Origin of the sequence: Aquabacterium sp., assembly GCF_036279675.1 — a bacterium.
In the GTDB taxonomy this organism is placed as follows: Bacteria; Pseudomonadota; Gammaproteobacteria; order Burkholderiales; family Burkholderiaceae_C; genus Aquabacterium.
Map to the genome: position 1 here is coordinate 1 of NZ_DASUIS010000073.1, position 16930 is coordinate 16930.

Annotated in this window: 13 protein-coding genes; 9 read left to right on the top strand and 4 right to left on the bottom strand. The window is 62.8% G+C overall.

Annotation, left to right across the window (positions count from 1 at the left end):
* Nucleotides 1–152 precede the first annotated feature (152 nt).
* The 3 genes from VFW93_RS09055 to VFW93_RS09065 all read right to left on the bottom strand — a co-directional run bounded on the left by VFW93_RS09055 (nt 153) and on the right by VFW93_RS09065 (nt 3240).
* Nucleotides 153–572, bottom strand: coding sequence for a hypothetical protein (locus VFW93_RS09055; RefSeq protein ID WP_329693672.1), 420 nt, complete (start codon nt 570–572; stop codon nt 153–155).
* Nucleotides 565–1305, bottom strand: coding sequence for a hemerythrin domain-containing protein (locus VFW93_RS09060; RefSeq protein ID WP_329693673.1), 741 nt, complete (start codon nt 1303–1305; stop codon nt 565–567). Before VFW93_RS09060 ends, VFW93_RS09055 begins: the two co-directional genes overlap by 8 nt.
* Nucleotides 1306–1539: 234 nt before the next feature.
* Nucleotides 1540–3240: a long-chain-fatty-acid--CoA ligase gene (locus VFW93_RS09065; protein ID WP_329693674.1), complete on the bottom strand. Its 1701-nt coding sequence runs from the start codon at nt 3238–3240 to the stop codon at nt 1540–1542.
* Nucleotides 3241–3524: 284 nt separating this feature from the next.
* Here VFW93_RS09065 and VFW93_RS09070 point away from each other — a divergent pair, with 284 nt between their 5' ends.
* Entirely contained in the window at nt 3525–4061 is a 537-nt protein-coding gene (locus tag VFW93_RS09070; protein ID WP_329693675.1) for a hypothetical protein, read from the top strand.
* Entirely contained in the window at nt 4058–5674 is a 1617-nt protein-coding gene (locus VFW93_RS09075; protein ID WP_329693676.1) for a GMC family oxidoreductase, read from the top strand. The genes VFW93_RS09070 and VFW93_RS09075 overlap by 4 nt, the downstream gene beginning before the upstream one ends.
* Before the next feature lie 474 nt (nt 5675–6148).
* On the opposite strand, the gene ompA is transcribed toward VFW93_RS09075, so the two are convergent.
* On the bottom strand, nt 6149–6796 hold the full coding sequence (gene ompA, locus VFW93_RS09080) for an outer membrane protein OmpA (protein WP_329693677.1): 648 nt from the start codon (nt 6794–6796) through the stop codon (nt 6149–6151).
* Nucleotides 6797–7138: 342 nt separating this feature from the next.
* On the opposite strand from ompA, the gene gyrA reads away from it, so the two are divergent.
* From gyrA to VFW93_RS09115, 7 genes are all read left to right on the top strand, one after another.
* Entirely contained in the window at nt 7139–9802 is a 2664-nt protein-coding gene (gyrA, locus tag VFW93_RS09085) for a DNA gyrase subunit A (RefSeq protein WP_329693678.1), read from the top strand.
* A gap of 27 nt (nt 9803–9829) precedes the next feature.
* Entirely contained in the window at nt 9830–10432 is a 603-nt protein-coding gene (locus tag VFW93_RS09090; protein WP_329693679.1) for a hypothetical protein, read from the top strand.
* A 15-nt stretch (nt 10433–10447) separates the two neighbouring features.
* Nucleotides 10448–11554 (top strand): 3-phosphoserine/phosphohydroxythreonine transaminase, encoded by a 1107-nt coding sequence (serC, locus tag VFW93_RS09095; RefSeq protein ID WP_329693680.1) that lies wholly within the window; start codon nt 10448–10450, stop codon nt 11552–11554.
* Entirely contained in the window at nt 11547–12677 is a 1131-nt protein-coding gene (gene pheA / locus VFW93_RS09100; protein WP_329693681.1) for a prephenate dehydratase, read from the top strand. Before serC ends, pheA begins: the two co-directional genes overlap by 8 nt.
* Before the next feature lie 21 nt (nt 12678–12698).
* Nucleotides 12699–13583, top strand: a complete 885-nt coding sequence (locus VFW93_RS09105) for a prephenate dehydrogenase (protein ID WP_329693682.1) — start codon at nt 12699–12701, stop codon at nt 13581–13583.
* Between the two features lie 57 nt (nt 13584–13640).
* Nucleotides 13641–15686, top strand: a complete 2046-nt coding sequence (locus tag VFW93_RS09110) for a bifunctional 3-phosphoshikimate 1-carboxyvinyltransferase/cytidylate kinase (protein ID WP_329693683.1) — start codon at nt 13641–13643, stop codon at nt 15684–15686.
* 192 nt (nt 15687–15878) lie between these two features.
* Nucleotides 15879–16930: 30S ribosomal protein S1 (locus VFW93_RS09115; RefSeq protein ID WP_329693684.1), on the top strand; the 1052-nt coding region annotated here is incomplete at its 3' end.

Genomic DNA, 16930 nt, shown 5'->3' on the forward strand with positions numbered 1-16930 from the left:
TGCCCGATGTCGCCGACAACCTCGAGGCCCGCCTGGTGCTGCTGCAACGGCGCCTGTCCGAGAGAACACACAGCATTCGCATGCACAAGACCGGCCGAGGTCGCTTCCAGCTCCAGGTTACGCAGGCGCTCAAGCTGCAGCAGGTGGACTGATCAGGCTGACGCCAGCGTCACGGCAGTCCGCTGCGAACTCGCCCCCAACTCCGCCGGTTGCCCGGCGTTGCGCCAGACGTTGAACGCGAAAGCCAGAAATGCCAGGGCCACCATCAGGGAACCACTGCCCACGATCGGCTCGGCCATGGGCAGGCGATGCACCACGGCATAAATGCCAACCGCCATCAAGGGCAGACCCAGGTTGTGCAGCCAGAACTGCACCTTGGCCAGCATGCTGTCTGCCATGGCAGGAAACACCTGGTAGGCCATGGCCATGAGCGCCATGGATACCCACCCAACCAGGTTGAGATGCACGTGTATGCCCTTGTTCGTGAAGTCGCCCGAGGCCGCCATCACGATCCCCATGCCGATGCCCAGAAGGGCGTACAGCACCGCACAGCGCAAGAGATGCTTAGCCATGGCAGACCACCTCCGATGCCAGAGCGGCCTGCAGTTTGTGCCAGGCACGTGCGTTCAACAACGGTCGCGCCAGGTCCAGCTGCGAGGCAAACACCTCGGGCGGCATACCCTGACGCATGCCACCCAGCATCGCCACCCGCTCGGGATGCGACAACTGCGGCACCATCCAGCGGAAATGCAGGGCCATCTCTTCAGCCGGAATACTGGCCAGCAAGGCATCATGGATCTCGATGAGTTCCTCGTCGCTGAAGTGCCGCCACAGCACGGCGTTGTGTTCTCGCTCCTCCAGCAGCATGTGCTCGTAGTTGTCGGCCACGAACAGACTCAGCAACTGGTAGAGCCGCTGCCACGCTGACGCCAGTTGCGCCGGCTGCGCGCCCAGCGCCTGGTTCAGGCAGGCGCACAGGGCCTCGATGTGCGCCACATGCTCGACATGCTCCTGAGCACAGCTGGCTGTACTACCTGGTGCGCGCCGCTCCATCGCCACATGCAGAAAGCGGTTCTCATGTTTCAGATGTTCTCCGCAGATGGTCAGCAGCGTGCGCAGCTGATCGGCGGCTTCTTCACGTTCCTGCGCATCCGAGTAATCGGTGCTGCCGACACGAACCAGCGTGTCTGCCATGAAGGCGCGCAACCCCTTGTGCACGCTCTGGTACATGTTGAATCGATGACTGTGGTCAAGGGCGTGTTCGACCAGTTGATCAACGGGGATCTCTTGCGTGAGGAGGCTCATGATGTCACTTCCTGTTGTGGCCGGGCGTGCTGCACCGGGCCGTCGTTGATGATGGAAGTCACTTTAGGGACGCACGACGCAAGCGTTTCGTAAATGATCCTTCAGCCCTTCTTAAAGCCCTCTTAACCCCCCTTCAGAGCGCCCCCTGCGGAGGGATGCCCTCGCCATCCAGGCATGAAAAAAGCCGCTGGCTCCCACCAGCGGCTTCGATCATGGGCCTGTTGCGCTCGGCGCTCAGGCAGCCTTCTTTTCGTCACGCAGCTCGCGGCGCAGGATCTTGCCCACATTGGTCTTGGGCAGGTCGTTGCGGAACTCGATGTGCTTGGGGCACTTGTAACCAGTCAGTTGCTCGTGGCAATACGCCTTGAGCGCGGCTTCGGTCAGCGTCGCATCCTTGCGCACCACATACAGCTTCACGGCTTCGCCAGACTTGTCATCCGGCACGCCCACCGCTGCGCACTCCAGCACGCCAGGGTGCATGTTGACGACCTGCTCGACCTCGTTGGGGTACACGTTGAAACCCGACACCAGGATCATGTCCTTCTTGCGGTCCACGATCTTGAACAGGCCGGTCGCGTCCATCACACCGATGTCGCCGGTGCGGAAGAAACCATCGGCCGTCATGACCTTGGCGGTCTCGTCAGGGCGGTTCCAGTAGCCGGCCATCACCTGAGGACCACGGATGGAAATCTCACCCACACCACCGACATCCAGATGGTTGCCATCGTCGTCCAGGATGGCGACTTCGGTCGACGGGATGGGGTAACCGATGGCACCGTTGAACTCTTCCAGATCCAGGCGGTTGGCCGTGGCCACAGGCGAGGTTTCGGACAAGCCATAACCTTCGACGATCGGGCAGCCGGTGACCTTCTTCCAGGTATCGGCCGTGGCTTGCTGAACAGCCATGCCGCCGCCGTTGGACACTTTCAGGCCCGAGAAGTCGATCTTGTTGAAATCAGGGTGATTGACCAGCGCGTTGAACAGGGTGTTCACCGCGGGGAACTGATTGACCTTGTACTTCTTCAGGGTCTCGATGAAACCGGGGATGTCACGCGGGTTGGCAATCAGCAGGTTCATGCTGCCCATGCGTGCGCCCATCATGTAGCACACCGTCAAAGCGAAGATGTGATAGAGCGGCAGTGCGCACACGACGGTCAGGGGCTGGTCGCCCAGCTTGCCCAATTCAGGCTTGAACCAGGCTTCGTTTTGCAGGATGTTGGCCACCACGTTGCGATGCAGCAGCGTGGCCCCCTTGGAGACACCCGTGGTACCGCCGGTGTACTGCAGGAACGCCACGTCATCGGGCTTGAGCGTGGGGCGCGTGTACTTGGCCGAACGACCTTGCGACACCGCATCCTTGAACTTGGTGAGCTTGCACTTGTCGTTGTTGGGCAGCGTGAAAGCCGGCACCATCTTCTTGACGTTGCGCACCACGAAGTTGACGATCAGGCCCTTGGGGAAAGGCAGCATGTCGCCCATGGCGGCCAGCACGATGTGCTTGACGGGCGTGCGGGCCACGACTTCCTGCAGCGTGACGGCGAAGTTCTCCAGCACGATGATGGCTTCGGCACCCGAATCCTTCAGCTGATGCTCGAGCTCGCGCGGGGTGTACAGCGGGTTGACGTTGACCACCACATAACCGGCACGCAGTACCGCAGCGATCGCCACCATGTATTGAGGGATGTTGGGCATCATCAAGGCGATGCGCGCCCCCTTGGCCAGACCCTTGGACTGAAACCAGCTCGCCAGTGCGCGCGACATGTCGTCGATCTGCTCGAATGTCCAGTGCACGTCCATGAACGCGGCCATGTCGCGCTTGGCAAACTGCTTGAACGACTGCTCCAGCAGCTCAACCAGCGAGTTGTATTCACCGGGGTTGATTTCTGCCGGCACGCCGGGTTCGTAGCTGGCCAGCCAGGGTTTGGAAGTCGTCATTCGTCATCCTCTTGAATGAGTGGGTCAATTGCAGGCCGACATGCGTCAGAAGCCCAGTGAATTCGCTTGAAGCGCTGCATGAATTCTGCAACATTCGTGACTAAGGGTATTCCCCTAATAGAGAACGCCGCACTTCTTGTTCATTCCGCCGACAGCCTGGAAAAAAGCGTCTCCGAGAGGTTAAACGCCATCGCGACTCACGACACACGCAAGGCACAATCTCTCGGCAATCTGACTCACCATCTTTCCTTATTTGGAAACTGTTACGCACGGAAGCCAAACACATGGTCGACCGATCCATAGATCACCCACTTCAACCCAAGCGCCGCTGGTTCCTCAAGTCGGCGCTGGCCATCGGTGCCGTTGGCGGCGCCCTTGGCGGTCTGGTGTACTGGCACCGGGGCATGAGCAACGGCAAGCTGACCGAACATGGCCGCGATGTCCTGCGAGGCCTGACCCTCGGTTTCGTGGGCCCCATGCTGCCCAAGGATCCGGCGCAACGCAACGCCATGCTGGAGGGGCACCTCGCCCATACCGAGGCCTTCCTCAACGGCATGCCCAACGTGCTGCAGATCGAGGTCAACGCCTTGCTGGGCCTGCTGGGCAACTACCCCACTCGCAAGCTGCTGACCGGCATGGGCGCTTCGTGGACGCAAGCCACGGAAGATGAGCTCGCTCAGGCCCTGGAGGTCATGCGACTCAACCCGCTGCCCAGCACCCGCCTGACCTATCAATCCCTGCGTGGCGTGGTCTGCATGTCCTTCTTCGCCAACAGCGCCCACTGGTCTCTGACCGGCTACCCAGGCCCCGTCCAAATATGAGCAAACTCCCCGATCCATTCCGCGAAGGCCTGGCACGTGGCTGGAAGGCCACCAATGGCGAACAAGGCCTGCCCGAACAAGTTCAATGTGATGTTGTCATCGTGGGCTCCGGCGCCGGCGCCGGCATCACGGCCGAGTTGCTGACCAAGGCAGGCCTGGATGTCGTGCTGGTCGAAGAAGGCCCGCTGCGCACCAGCACCGACTTCAATCAGAAAGAGTCCGAGGCGTACGCCAGCCTGTATCAGGAAGGCGGCGGCCGCAAGAACATGGATGGCACACTGACCTTGCTGCAAGGTCGCTGCGTGGGCGGCACCACCGTCATCAACTGGACCAGCTCCTTCCGCACGCCCGCCTCCACCCTGAAATACTGGGAAGACAACTTCGGCCTGAAGGGCTTCGATGAAGCTGCCATGGCCCCGTGGTTCGGCCAGGCTGAAAAGCGCCTGAACATGCACAAGTGGGAAGAGGCCCCCCCCAACCCCAACAACGAGCTGCTGCGCACCGGCGCCAAGAAGCTGGGCATTTCGGCCGATGTGATCCCACGCAACGTCAAAGGCTGCTGGAACCTCGGATCGTGCGGCATGGGATGCCCAACCAACGCCAAGCAGTCGATGCTGGTCACCACCATTCCCTCGTCGCTGGAAGCCGGCGCACGCCTGTTCTATCAGACACGTGCCCAGGAATTCGTGATCAAGGGCGACAAGGTCGAAGGCCTGATCTGCGTGCCGATCCGTGTCAACGGTCAGAAGACCTCCGACAAGGTGATGCGCATCACGGCCAGGCACTATGTGGTGTCTGGCGGTGCGATCAACTCGCCTGCCCTGCTCAAGCGCTCGAAGGCACCAGACCCGCATGATCTGCTGGGCACGCGCACTTTCCTGCACCCCGTCGCGTTTTCGGGCGGCGTGTTCGAACAGCGCATCGAAGGCTGGGCGGGCGCACCACAGTCGATCTATTCGGATCACTTCGTGCACAACGCGCCCCACGAAGGCCCGATCGGCTACAAGCTGGAAGCCACCCCCATGCACCCAGGCCTTGCCGCCGTGCTGATGGGCGGCTATGGCAAGAGCCTGGCCGAGCGCTTCCAGAACTATCCCAACACGCAGATGATGCTGGCGCTGCTGCGCGATGGCTTCCACCCGGAATCCACTGGCGGCAATGTGATCCTGAACGTGGACGGCAGCCCGCTGCTGAACTACGCGATGTCCGACTATGTGCTGGCAGGCTTCAAGCAAGCCCTGCTGACCATGGCGGAAGTGCAGTTCGCAGCTGGCGCCAAGAAGGTCATGCCGCTGCACGAACAGGCGCAGTACTACACCAGCTGGGCTGAAGCCAAGGCAGCCATCTCGGCTTACGAGATGAAGTCCTACTACGTGGGTGGCGGCAGTGCGCACATCATGGGTGGATGCCGCATGGGTGGCACGGAACAACTGGGCGTCGTACGCCCGGATGGTGTGCACTGGCAACTGTCGAACCTGTCGGTTCACGATGGCTCGCTGTTCCCCACCAGCATTGGCGCCAACCCGCAGCTGTCCATCTACGGTCTGACCAATCGCCTGGCGACAGGCCTGGCCAAGCGCTTGAGCGGCAAGGATGTGGCTTTAGCGGCTTGAGTTCACCATCAGCGTGCATTGATGCAAAGCCCGCCTTCTGGCGGGCTTTGTTTTTATTGGTGCGCTTCGCTCAGGACGCTTTGTGGGCTGTGCTAGCCATGTGGCGTGGGTGGCCGGCTGCGCTCATGTCCTCCGTCCGGGCCGCGCCCGGCCTCCCCCTTTACTTCGCTACGCCGACCACCCGCACCACATGGCAGCGAAACGCTCTGGCAGCGCCTTCGCTCCGCGAAGGCCTGAGATTAGACAGCGGCATAAGCCGCTGTCTAATCTCCTCCCCACCACCACCTCCGCGCAAGGAAAAGGCAGATGGGGTGCACGGCGGAGCGAAGTAAAGGAGGAGGCCGGGCGCAGCCCGGACGGAGGACATGAGCGCAGCCGTGTACCCCATCTGCCTTTTCTTTATTCGCCACATCCAACACACCAAAAGAAAAAGGCCCTCAACGAGGGCCTTTTGATCATCCGGTTAAAACCGAATTACTTGGTGCGGGTACCAACCACTTCGATTTCAACGCGACGGTTCTTGGCGCGGCCAGCGTCCGTCTTGTTGTCGGCCACAGGCTGCGACTTGCCCTTGCCTTCGGTGTAGATACGCGAAGTTTCGATGCCCTTGCCGGACAGGTAGGTCTTCACGGCTTCAGCGCGCTTGACCGACAGCTTCTGGTTGTAGGCGTCGGTACCCTTGGCGTCGGTGTGACCCACGGCGATCACGACTTCCAGCGTCAGACCCTTGACCTTGTCGGCCAGGTCGTCCAGCTTGGCCTTGCCTTCGGGCTTCAGGTCAGCCTTGTCGAAGTCGAAGAAAGCGTCAGCGGCGAAGCTCACCTTTTCGGTAGCAGGTGCAGCCGGCACCACCACAGGGGCAGGAGCAGGTGCAGGAGCCGGTGCTGCGGCAGGAGCCGGAGCAGGAGCCGGGGCAGCAGGTGCTGCAGGCTTGGGCACGCCATCACAACCTTGAACGCCGGTAGCAGGCGTCCAGTTGTTGTCGCGCCAGCAGTATTCGTTGGAACCGTTCTTCCACACGGTGCCGTCGGTCGCACGCCAGTTGTCCACGGACTGGGCGAAAGCGGAACCAGCCAGAGCAGCGGTGGCAAACAGAGCGGCAAATTTGTTGAGTTTGTTCATGCAAATCCTCACGATTAAGACGCAGCATTCCACTGCGGAGCACCCTGACAGGGCAACCTCCCCTTGAGGGGGTGGGGACGTGCCCTCTAGGTAAACCCTAGGGCACATAACGAAAACGATTGTGCCATAGCCACTTTCCGGCTCAAGTAAGACAGGGGCAAGACTGAGTCAGCGCCGGGAGAAGCGGCCATATTGTTGCGCTGGGACGACATTGGCGGCCAATTACAATCTCCTCTTTGACCGCACGCACGCCCGCAAGGGGGTTGCATGCGCCAGTGGAAGCCCCTGACGCCCACTGAGCCATCCCGGCCCAGGCGTCTCTTCTCACAGTTTTAGCCCCGCATGACGCAATTCGCCAAGGAAACCCTGCCCATCAGCCTCGAAGAGGAGATGCGGCGTTCGTACCTCGATTACGCGATGAGCGTGATCGTTGGCCGGGCCCTGCCTGATGCCCGTGATGGTCTCAAACCCGTGCACCGCCGCGCCCTGTACGCGATGCACGAGCAGAACAACGACTGGAACCGCCCCTTCAAGAAGAGCGCGCGTATCGTCGGTGACGTGATGGGTAAATATCACCCACACGGTGACTCGGCCATTTACGACACCATCGTCCGCATGGCGCAGCCCTTCTCGCTGCGCCACATGCTGGTCGACGGTCAGGGCAACTTCGGCTCGGTCGACGGCGACAACGCTGCGGCCATGCGTTACACCGAAATCCGCCTGACGAAGATCGCCCACGAAATGCTGGCCGATATCGACAAGGAAACGGTCAACTTCGGCCCGAACTACGACGGCTCGCTGCAAGAGCCACTCGTGCTGCCGGCGCGCGTGCCCAATCTGCTGGTCAACGGCTCGGCCGGTATCGCGGTGGGCATGGCCACCAACATCCCGCCGCACAACCTCAATGAGGTGGTGGACGCCTGCCTGCACGCGCTGAAGAACCCCGACTGCTCGATCGACGAGCTGATGGAGATCATCCCCGCACCCGACTTCCCCACCGCCGGCATCATCTATGGCCTGTCCGGTGTGCGCGAAGGCTATCGCACCGGTCGTGGCCGCGTGGTCATGCGTGCCCGCGTGCACTTCGAAGACATCGGCAAGGGCGACCGCCAGGCGATCATCGTCGACGAGATTCCCTACCAGGTGAACAAGAAGACCCTGCTGGAGCGCATCGCCGAGCTGGTCAACGAAAAGAAGATCGAAGGCATCAGCCACTTGCAGGACGAGTCCGACAAGTCCGGCATGCGCGTGGTGATCGAGCTCAAGCGCGGCGAAGTGCCCGAGGTCGTGCTCAACAACCTGTACAAGCAGACGCAGTTGCAGGACACCTTCGGCATGAACATGGTGGCCCTGATCGACGGGCAACCCAAGCTGTGCAACCTGAAGGACCTGATCACGGTTTTCCTGGAGCATCGCCGCGAAGTGGTGACCCGTCGCACCGTGTTCGAGCTGCGCAAGGCGCGCGAACGCGGCCACGTGCTGGAAGGCCTGGCCGTGGCGCTGGCCAACATCGACGAATTCATCGAGACCATCAAGACCTCGCCGACGCCACCCGTGGCCAAGGCCGCCCTGATGAGCAAGGGCTGGGATTCGTCCATGGTGCGAGAGATGCTGGCACGCGTCGGCACCGATACGCCTGGCGGCGCCGCGGCTTACCGCCCTGAAGGCTTGCCCATGAGCTATGGCCTGCAGCCGGATGGCCTGTATCGCCTGTCGGATTCGCAAGCCAGCGAAATCCTGCAGATGCGCCTGCAACGCCTGACCGGCCTGGAGCAGGACAAGATCATCGGCGAATACCGCGATGTGATGACCGAGATCGCCGACCTGCTGGACATCCTGTCCAAGCCCGAGCGTGTGTCCGTCATCATCGGCGACGAGCTGACCGCTATCCGCACCGAATTCGGCCAGACCAAGGTCGGCGAGCGCCGCTCCACCATCGAGCACAACGCACAGGAACTGGGCACCGAGGACCTGATCACCCCGACCGACATGGTCGTGACGCTCTCGCACACCGGCTACATCAAGAGCCAGCCCCTGAGCGAATACCGCGCCCAGAAGCGCGGCGGACGAGGCAAGCAGGCTGCGGCGACGAAGGAAGACGACTGGATCGACCAGCTCTTCATCGCCAACACGCACGACTACATCCTGTGCTTCAGCAACCGTGGCCGTGTGTACTGGCTCAAGGTCTGGGAAGTGCCGCAGGGCTCGCGCAACTCGCGCGGCCGCCCCATCGTCAACATGTTCCCGCTGGAAAAGGACGAGAAGGTCAACGTGGTGCTGCCCTTGACCGGCGAGTTCCGCACCTTCCCTGAAGACCACTACATCTTCATGGCGACCCGTCTGGGCACCGTCAAGAAGACCCCGCTGACCGACTTCAGCAACCCCCGCAAGGCCGGCATCATCGCCGTGGGCCTGGACGAGGGTGACGTGCTGGTGGGCGCCGCACTGACCGACGGCAAGCACGACGTGATGCTGTTCAGTGATGGCGGCAAGGCCGTGCGCTTCGACGAAGAAGACGTGCGCCCCATGGGCCGAAGCGCCCGCGGTGTGCGCGGCATGATGCTGGAAGAAGGCCAGTCGGTCATCGCCATGCTGGTGGCCGAAGACGAAACCCAATCGGTGCTGACTGCCACCGAAAACGGCTACGGCAAGCGCACCAGCATCGTCGAGTACACCCGTCATGGTCGCGGCACCAAGGGCATGATCGCCATCCAGCAATCCGAGCGCAACGGCAAGGTGGTCGCGGCCACCCTGGTGCGTCCGGAAGACGAGATCATGCTGATCACCGACAAGGGCGTGCTGGTGCGTACCCGTGTCAGCGAGATCCGCGAACTGGGCCGCGCCACACAAGGCGTCACCCTGATCTCGCTGGATGAAGGCGCCAAGCTGATCGGCCTGCAACGCATCGTCGAAAACGACGCCAATGCGAATGCCGACAGCGAAGAAACCAGTGGTGACACACCGGACGCCGGGAACGCCGATACTGATGGCGGCACCGAAAACTGATCGATCAACCCGATTGAAGGACCCTGAATGACGCTGACGAAAACGGTATGGGCAACGGCTGTGGCCGCTGCATTGGCAGTGACCTCTCTGTCTGCACATGCCGACAAGAAGGACCTGGTCCAGAAGGTGTTGACACTGCAGCAGTCGGGTCTGGATGACCTGTCTCGCGGCGTGGCCGAGCAACCTGCCCGCCAACTGGCCGCCAACGTGCGCCAGATCATGGCCCAGGCGGTGCCCGAGGACAAGCGCGAGGCCACGGCCAAGCAGATCGATGCCGAAATCAAGAAGTACGTCGAGTCCGCCACGCCGGTGTTCCGCGCCTCTGCCATCAAACTGGCCCCCACGACAGTGGGCCCGATGCTGGAAGAGAAGTTCACTGAAGACGAACTCAAGCAGCTGATCTCGATCCTGGAATCGCCTGCGCTCAAGAAGTACCAGACCATGATGCCCGAGGCCACGCAAGGCCTGCTGGAAAAGGTCGTGGCCGATGCCAAGCCCCAGGTCACACCCAAGGTGCAGGCGCTGGATGCCGCCGTGCGCAAGATCCTGGACAACGCCACCGGTGGTCGCCTCAATGGTGCAGGCGCGCCAGCCCCCGCTCCCGCCGCCAAGCCCCCTGCCAAGAAGTAATTCCCGTTTCCGCTCATGACACGCCCATTCAATTTCTCTCCGGGTCCGGCTGCACTGCCGGACGAGGTCCTGCAACAGGCAGCCAGCGAGATGCTGGATTGGCGTGGTTCCGGCATGAGCGTGATGGAGATGAGCCACCGCGGCAAGGAGTTCCTCTCCATTGCCGAACAGGCCGAGGCCGATCTGCGCGAGATCCTGGCGATCCCTGCGAACTTCAAGGTGCTGTTCATGCAGGGCGGCGCGATTGCGGAAAACGCCATCGTCCCCATGAACCTGTCGCGTGGCGGCCGCGCCGACTATGTGATCACGGGTTCGTGGTCGCAGAAGTCGGCCAAGGAAGCGCGCAAGTACTGTGAAGTGCATGTGTCGGCCACCAATGAGGGCGACCACCACACTGCCCTGCCCGACTACAGCACCTGGAAGCTCAGCGACAACGCGGCTTACGTGCACGTGTGCAGCAACGAGACCATCCATGGTGTCGAAATGCATGAACTGCCGGATCTGGCTGCGCTGGGCTCCAAGGCGCCGCTGGTGATCGACTGCTCGTCGCACATCGTGTCGCGTCCGGTGGACTGGTCTCGCGTGGGCCTGGCATACGCCGGCGCGCAAAAGAACATCGGCCCCTCCGGCCTCACGCTGGTGATCGTGCGTGAAGACCTCATCGGTCACGCCCTGCCCTGCACGCCATCGGCCTTCGACTATCGCATCGTGGCCGACAACGGCTCCATGTACAACACGCCGCCCACCTACCCCTGGTACCTGGCCGGTCTGGTGTTCCAGTGGATCAAGCGCCAGCGTGAAGGTGATCTGACCGGCCTGGCAGCGATCGAGGCGCGCAACATCACCAAGGCGAACCTGCTGTACGACTACATCGATGCATCGGGCTTCTATGTGAACAAGGTGGCGGCCAACTGCCGTTCACGCATGAACGTGCCCTTCTTCCTGCCCAAGGACGAGCTCAACGACGCTTTCCTGGCAGGTGCCAAGGCCGCTGGCCTGGTGCAGCTCAAAGGCCACAAGAGCGTGGGCGGCATGCGCGCCTCGATCTACAACCCCATGCCGGTCGCAGGGGTCCAGGCGCTGGTCGCCTACATGAAGGACTTTGCAGCAAGCCATGGCTGACCACGCCCCCGATCATTTCAAACCCGACGGCCGCCCGGTTGACGAGCAACTGGCGGACCTGCGCGTGCGCATCGACGTGGTGGACCAGCAACTGCTGACCCTGCTCAACGAACGCGCCAAACTCGCGCAGGCGGTGGGCGAGGTCAAGAAGATCGACGGCTCGCCCGTGTTCCGCCCGGACCGTGAAGCCCAGGTGATTGACCGCCTGAAGAACCGCAACCCCGGCCCCGTGCTGGCCGACAGCATCGCCCCGATCTGGCGCGAGATCATGTCGGCCTGCCGCTCGCTGGAAGCGCGCCAGCGCGTGGCCTTTCTGGGCCCCGTCGGCACCTTCAGCGAACAGGCCACGCTGAACTATTTCGGCTCGTCCATCGAGCCCATCGCCTGCCCCTCGATTGACGAGGTGTTCCGCGCAACCTCGGCCCGCTCGTCCGATTTCGGCGTGGTGCCCATCGAGAACTCGACCGAAGGCGTCGTGGCCCGTTCGCTCGATCTGCTGCTGCAGTCGCCGCTGACCATCGTGGGCGAAACCAGCCTGCTGGTCACGCACAACCTGCTGCGCAAGGACCTCAGCCGTGAAGGCATCAAGGTGGTGGCCGCACATCCGCAGGCGCTGGCGCAGTGCCAGGGCTGGCTGAGCCAGAACCTGCCAGGCGTGGAGCGCCGTGCCGTGTCCAGCAACGCCGAAGGCGCCCGCATGGCAGGCGAAGACGCCAGCATCGCCGCGCTGGCCAGCGAACGTGCCGCCATGCAGTACGGCCTGCACGTGGTGCAACGCGCCGTGCAGGACGAAGCCCACAACCGCACGCGCTTTGTGGTGGTCACCCACACCGACACCCACACGCCTGCGGCCCCGACCGGCCATGACTGCACCAGCCTGGCGGTATCGGTGGACAACCGCCCGGGTGCGGTGCACGATCTGCTGGTGCCGCTCAAGCGCCACAACGTGTCCATGACCCGTTTCGAGTCGCGCCCGGCGCGCTCCGGCCAGTGGGAATACGTGTTCTTCATCGACCTGGCCGGCCATCCGGCGCAGGACAACGTGGCTGCCGCGCTCGACGAGTTGCGCGCCCAATGCTCTCTTTTCAAGGTGCTCGGCAGCTTCCCGCTGGATGTGCACTGAAGTTTCCAGGACGTTTGCATCATGTTCAACCAACTCGGCCTGATCGGCTGTGGCCTGATGGGTGGCTCGTTCGCCCTGGCCCTGAAAAAGGCCGGTCTGGTCAAACGGGTCGTGGGTTACAGCAAATCGCCCTCCACCGTCGAGAAGGCCCGTCGCCTGGGTGTGATCGACGTCGCCGCTGAATCCGCCCTGCTGGCCGTATCGGGCTCGGACATCGTGCTGATCGCCGTGCCCGTGGCGGCCAGCGAAGGCACCTTCAAGGCCATCCGCCATCTGGTGGACCCCGGTGTGCTGTTCATGGACGTGGGCTCCACCAAGCGTGATGTGGTCGATGCGGCCCGCCGCGTGCTGAAGGAGCGCCTGCCCTCCTTCGTGCCGGCCCACCCGATCGCCGGCCGTGAAGTCGCCGGCATCGAACACGCCGACGCCGCGCTCTACCAGGGTCGCAAGACCATCCTGACACCGCTGCCGCAAACCAACCCGGCCCTCATCCAGAAGGCCACCGATGTGTGGGCCGCCGTGGGCTGCCAGGTGCTCAAGATGACACCGGAGAACCACGACGCGGCCTTTGCCGCCGTGAGCCACCTGCCGCACCTGCTGGCCTTCGCCTACATGAATGCCATGGCCGAACAGCCCCTGGGTCAGGAATACCTGTCTCTGGCAGGCCCGGGCTTCCGCGACTTCACGCGCATTGCCGCGAGTGACCCGACCATCTGGCGCGACATCCTGCTGTCCAACCGCGAGGAAGTGCTCAAGCAATCGGAAGCCTTCCGCCACGCGCTGGAGCAGATGGAACGCCAGATGCGCGACTGGAACGGCCCTACGCTGCAAGAACAGATCCAATCCGCGTCCGATGCCCGCAGCCAGTGGCAACTGGGCGCCAAATCGCCCACGACGCGCGTTTGAAGAACGCCGCCTGATCGGCACAGACCACGCGCCTCGCCCCCGAATTCGTCGTCCCTCATGTACACCACTGCCTTCCTTGACCTCCCGCCCCTGCTGTCTGCCGGTGGCACCGTGCGCCTGCCCGGCTCCAAGAGCATCTCCAACCGCGTCTTGTTGCTGGCCGGCCTGAGCGAAGGCACCACCGTCGTCCACGACCTGCTGGCCTCGGACGACACCCGCGTCATGCTGGAATCGCTGCGCGCACTGGGCTGCGATCTGCAGCAGGATGGCGATACCGTCAGCATCACGGGCCTGGGCGGCAAACTGGCCGTGCTGAAGGCCGATCTGTTCCTGGGCAATGCCGGCACGGCGATGCGCCCGCTCACGGCTGCGCTGGCGCTGCTGTCGGCTACACAGGGCGGCGTGTTCACGCTCAGCGGCGTGCCCCGCATGCATGAGCGCCCCATTGGCGACCTGGTCGATGCCCTGCGCCCACTGGGATGCCACATCGAATGCACAGGCAATGAAGGCTACCCACCACTGCGCCTGTCGGGTGGCCAACTGAAACTGTCTGCGCCCATCAAGGTGCGTGGCGATGTCTCCAGCCAGTTCCTCACCGCCCTGCTGCTGGCACTGCCCCTGGTTTCGCAAGATCAGCCTTTGACGATCGAGGTCGTGGGCGAGCTGATCTCCAAGCCGTATATCGAGATCACGCTCAATCTGCTGGCCCGCTTTGGCATCCAGGTCGAACGTCAGGGCTGGGAACGTTTTGTCATCCCGCAAGGCAGCCACTACCAGTCGCCCGGTGAGATCCACGTCGAAGCTGATGCCTCATCCGCGTCCTACTTCATTGCGGCCGGCGCCATTGGCGGTGGTGCACTGCCCGTGCGCATCGAAGGCGTGGGCGCCGACTCCATCCAGGGCGACATCCGTTTTGTCGAAGCCGCCCAGGCCATGGGTGCACACGTGACCAGCGGCCCCAACTGGCTGGAAGTGCGCCGTGGAGACTGGCCCTTGAAAGCCGTCGACATGGACTGCAACCACATCCCCGATGCGGCCATGACGCTCGCGGTGATGGCGCTGTACGCCCAGGGCACCACCCGCCTGACCAACATCGCCAGTTGGCGTGTCAAGGAAACCGACCGCATCGCCGCCATGGCCTGCGAGCTGCGCAAGCTGGGCGCCACCGTGGTCGAAGGGCAGGACTTCATCGAAGTCACGCCACCGGCTCAAGGCCAGTGGCAGCACGCCAGCATCCACACCTACGACGACCACCGCATGGCGATGTGCTTCTCGCTGGCGGCCTTCAACCCGCTGGCCCCGACCGCTGAGGCCGGCAAACCGATTTCCGTGCGCATCGAAGACCCCCGCTGCGTCGGCAAGACCTTCCCCGACTACTTCGAATCGCTGTTCCAGGTTGCCCAGACCAATCCGGATCTGATCCCCGTGATCACGGTCGATGGCCCCACGGCCTCAGGCAAGGGCACGCTGGCCTCCGCCCTGGCCACCCGCCTGGGCTACCAGTTCCTGGATTCGGGCTCGCTCTACCGTGTCACCGGCCTGCTGTCCACCGAACGCGGCATCAGCCTGGATGACGCCGAGTCGCTCGAAGCCCTGGCCCGCCAGCTCGGCTATGCCATCTCCCTGCGTTTTGATCGGGAACACATCTGGGTGGACCAGCGCGACGTAGGCGAACTGGTGCGCCGCGAAGACATCGGCCAGGCCGCTTCCCGGGTGTCCGTTTTCCCTGGCGTTCGCCAGGCGCTGGTCGAGCTGCAGAAGGCTTTCCGGGGTTTGCCGGGCCTGGTGGCCGACGGCCGCGACATGGGCACCGTCATCTTTCCGGACGCCGCCATGAAGGTGTTTTTGACGGCATCCGTCAAAGAGCGCGCGGAACGCCGTTATAACCAATTGATTTCAAAAGGGATTTCTGCTAATCTCGATGAGATCTGCGCAGACTTGGAGGCGCGCGACTTGCGGGACCGTACCCGCGCCGTCTCGCCTCTCGTGCCTGCTGCCGATGCCCACAAGATCGACAACTCCGCCTGGACCATCGAACAATCGGTGGAAACGGTGCTGGGATTGTGGGTCGAGGGCTGGCCTCACGTGATCGTTCGTCATTGACCGGTGTCTTTGACATTCACGAGGGGTCTTTACCAAAAGGCTGTGACTTCCGGCGCATGCTGCCAGGCAGGCGCTTGAGCGATCAGGGCTGCTGCAAGGTGGCCCGGTTGTCATGTTCTTCAACCCAACCCGTTCTGGTCGTTCCTGTCGATCAGGGCGTTTTCGCTGGCTCACCCCAGCACAGGAAACTCCATGTCTGAATCTTTTGCCGCCCTTTTTGAAGAGTCGCTGCAGCGCGCCAACATGCGCCCGGGCGAAGTCATCACCGCTGAGGTGGTGGCCGTCGAACACAACTTCGTGGTGGTCAACGCCGGCCTGAAGTCTGAGGCTTATGTGCCTATCGACGAGTTCCGCAACGACCAGGGCGAGATCGAAGTCCAAGTGGGCGACTTCGTGTCGGTGGCTGTTGACGCCATCGAAAACGGCTACGGCGACACCATCCTGTCGCGCGACAAGGCCAAGCGTCTGGCTTCGTGGCTGTCTCTGGAAACCGCACTGGAGTCTGGCGACTTCGTGACCGGTACCGTCAATGGCAAGGTCAAGGGCGGCCTGACCGTTCTGGTCAACGGCATCCGCGCCTTCCTGCCTGGTTCGCTGCTCGATACGCGCCCTGTCAAGGACATGTCGCCGTTCGAAGGCAAGACCATGGAGTTCAAGGTCATCAAGCTGGACCGCAAGCGCAACAACGTCGTGCTGTCGCGCCGTGCTGTGGTCGAAGCCTCGATGGGCGAAGAGCGCGCCAAGCTGATGGAAACGCTGCGCGAAGGCGCCATCGTCTCCGGCGTGGTCAAGAACATCACCGAATACGGTGCCTTCGTGGACCTGGGTGGTATCGACGGCCTGCTGCACATCACCGACATGGCATGGCGCCGCGTGCGTCACCCCTCCGAGGTGGTGACCGTGGGCCAGGAGCTGTCGGCCAAGGTCCTGAAGTTCGACGCCGAGAAGAACCGCGTCTCGCTGGGTCTGAAGCAAATGGGCGACGATCCCTGGGTTGGCGTGTCTCGCCGTTACCCCTCGGGTACCCGCCTGTTCGGCAAGGTTACCAACATTGCTGACTACGGTGCGTTCGTCGAGATCGAACCGGGCATCGAAGGCCTGGTGCACGTCTCCGAGATGGACTGGACCAACAAGAACGTGGCTCCCAACAAGATCGTCAACCTGGGCGACGAAGTGGAAGTCATGGTTCTGGAAATCGACGAAGACAAGCGTCGCATCTCCCTGGGCATGAAGCAGTGCAAGCC